This window comes from Flavobacterium sp. (genome assembly GCF_003525665.1).
Classification (GTDB): Bacteria; Bacteroidota; Bacteroidia; order Flavobacteriales; family Flavobacteriaceae; genus Flavobacterium.
Genome location: NZ_DQDX01000167.1, coordinates 10,807 through 13,657, shown reverse-complemented (window position 1 = coordinate 13,657; position 2,851 = coordinate 10,807). Strand labels below are relative to the sequence as shown.

Below are 2,851 nucleotides of genomic sequence, written 5' to 3'. Positions count from 1 at the left end.
ATTTTAAGCTAACAATTCTATTAAAACCCTAATCTTTCAAAAACATTAATTATATTTAAATTTCTATTTTTAGCATAAAAAAATACTTATTCCATAATAGATTTGACATTTAAATGGTATTTATTATCAAAATATGATAATAAATTCTCATTTTTAATAGTAGATAGTCCTGCAAATAAATACTTAACAACCCAATTCTTCATATCTAAATTAATACTAAATACTTCAATAATTTTTTCAAAAGCAACCTTATACCCATTTTCGTCAACATTTTTAAAATGCAGCAGCAGGTAACTCATAATCAATTCTTGATAGATCGGTGTATTTATTAGCTGTAAGTTTTGAGTTTCAAATTGATCCCAATAATTCTCCTTTGTACTATTTTTGTGATATAAAGAATTATACTTATTTCTAACCATTGCTGTAGACCACTTATTGTAATTATCTTTTAAATATTTTGATCTTATCTCAATTAATTCTTTGGTTTCAATATCAAGAATTTCTTTTAACCTCTGCGTAGCCGATGGTAAATTAGAGTTTTTAAATTCTATAGAGTTTTTAACCTCATTTATCACTTTAACTCTAAAATCTTCCAGTTTTAGAAAGTTATACCAATTATTATTTATGTTAGAAATTAGAATATTTGGATAGGAACTTTTTGCTGGATCGAATTCAAAACTTAATTTATTCTCTGTTTTATCTATAATTATATAAAACTGGTAAACGTGACGCAAATTCAACTTACCACTTATATAATTGATTCTAACTACATAAACACCTTCTTTGACTTCATCCTTTAAGTTAAACACCACTTTTTCATTTAAAACTTCGCCAGAAATAAGTGTTGATTCTTCAAAATTACAAACAACGACCTCGACCAACGACCCATCCTTAGCCCCTAATAGTTGACCTTCAATGGTAAAATTTTCTTTAGAGAAAATCACAAAGCTGCTTAATAAAAGCATTACAGTAAGACAATTCTTTATCATGATTTGACACTTATATTATACAGACAAATTTACCTTTATTTGTAATTTAGGTAACCATATAAATTAACCGAACTGCCTGATAATTGACTTTATTTACTGGAATTATGGCTTACTAATAAACAAACAAAAGCAAATAAATCATTAAAGATCAGTATAGAATTGTCTATAACTAGTAAAAGTGTTAGTAAACTCCTTAGCAGATTCATATTCACTTCTTTTAACTCCAATAAAAAGTTGTTTTGGTACACACAAAATTATTTGAATATAAAACACATCTTTTTTCAACATAAAGAGATATATAATTGTAAAAAAAAGTAGTCCTAGACTTATCAACATAATTAAAATTTCATTGACATCAAAAAAGAGAAGAGAAAACAACACTGCTGTCATTACAATATAAATAATTTCGTAGACAAAACTTTTTTTCTTTTTTATTTTTATTGATGCAATCTCTTTAAATACCAAATCATAATTTGATTTGTTTACAACAACTTGATCTTTGTTAAAACATCCAAAACTATTACTAAAAATCATCTTGTTTTTTGTTGATATCATTCTTTTAAAATTTTAATCAATTATTAATGTTATTGTTTTTTTTTGAAATTATAAATTAACATTTAAACATTGTCTTTAGTAATGAAAGCTGCGCTTTGTGACCTGTAAAATGTTGGCTTTATTATTTGCAAAATTACTTCATCCCTTTTTTGAAATATTTCAAAAATTGACTAATCTATTTGAATTTTGCTGTTATTTTAAAATAAAAAAGTCTCAACTAATGTTGAGACTTACCAAAAAAAACATAGTAAGAAAAAAATCCTTATACCCTGAACCGGGCTAAAGAACTACCCTAGAAACAATGTGCTTCGTGATGTTTTTTCTTCTATCTATATAAGCCAAAGCTGGCCTTATTTGTTCAATTACCAAAACATAATCTATTTTATTTTTTTTAGCATAATCTTCTATGACTCTGTTAACCTTATCTAATAAAGGTTGAACATCACTTTTAAACATTGAATTAATCATGTTGTCAAAATTTTGGGCTCTCTTTCCAATTATTTTATCTTCATCTATGAGTATACTTAAATTTGTAGTATCAATTGACGACATTCGTAGCTTAATTGCATTTAAATCTTCATTCTCTTTTACATTATAAGGCTTTAAAAGCGTTGCCAATTTTTGATTCCACTGTTCTTTTGCAGTTTTAATTTCCTCTTGATACGTTTTACCTATACTATCAAGTTTTGATACATTCCTTTTATAATTAGGTAAAGCTGCAAGAATACTATCTTGATGAATATATGCTACATTTTGCGCATTTGAAAATAACGATGTAAAAAAAATAATTACATATAGAATCGACTTCATACTATTGATTTTTTTATTTTAGGAAGCCAATACTTCCATGAGTTAAACTTAGCGCAAATAAACAACTCTAGAATATTAAAAACTATATGATAATTGACACAACTTGTCGATAATTGATTTTTCTGAAAATCAAAATTTTGGGAATTGGTCGGGAATCATTTAATTTAATTTAATTTAATTTTTATTTTTAACCCACATGGCAACTATATCATTTAGAATGAAAGGAAAAGGAGTAAAAAAAGCAACTATTTATTTTTGTTTCTCAAATAGCAACATAGTTTATCATTAAATTTTAACTATAAATATAGTTCTATAATATCACCTACTGTTCTTATTTGTATTTTACTATATTTGAAAATTGACTTTACTGTTAAAAAAGTATTATCTAAAAGCGTTTATAGGTGAAAGTATTTAAAAATTACAGAAAGCCCGAGGTTTATGTGTTTTTTATAATGCTAGTTAAGTATATTACACTACTTATTAGGAATAATAGTGCT

At 25.4% G+C, this 2,851-nt stretch carries 3 protein-coding genes; all 3 read right to left on the bottom strand.

Annotated features, from left to right (window positions below):
- Positions 1-86 precede the first annotated feature (86 nt).
- The 3 genes from DIU01_RS11685 to DIU01_RS11675 all read right to left on the bottom strand — a co-directional run bounded on the left by DIU01_RS11685 (position 87) and on the right by DIU01_RS11675 (position 2,354).
- The gene (locus DIU01_RS11685) at positions 87-989 is read right to left on the bottom strand and encodes a hypothetical protein (protein WP_290834654.1); all 903 of its coding nucleotides are present in this window, start codon (positions 987-989) and stop codon (positions 87-89) included.
- A gap of 141 nt (positions 990-1,130) precedes the next feature.
- The gene (locus DIU01_RS11680) at positions 1,131-1,544 is read right to left on the bottom strand and encodes a hypothetical protein (protein WP_290834652.1); all 414 of its coding nucleotides are present in this window, start codon (positions 1,542-1,544) and stop codon (positions 1,131-1,133) included.
- 279 nt (positions 1,545-1,823) lie between these two features.
- Complete coding sequence (locus tag DIU01_RS11675; protein WP_290834650.1) at positions 1,824-2,354, bottom strand: OmpH family outer membrane protein; 531 nt, start codon at positions 2,352-2,354, stop codon at positions 1,824-1,826.
- Between the last annotated feature and the right edge of the window lie 497 nt (positions 2,355-2,851).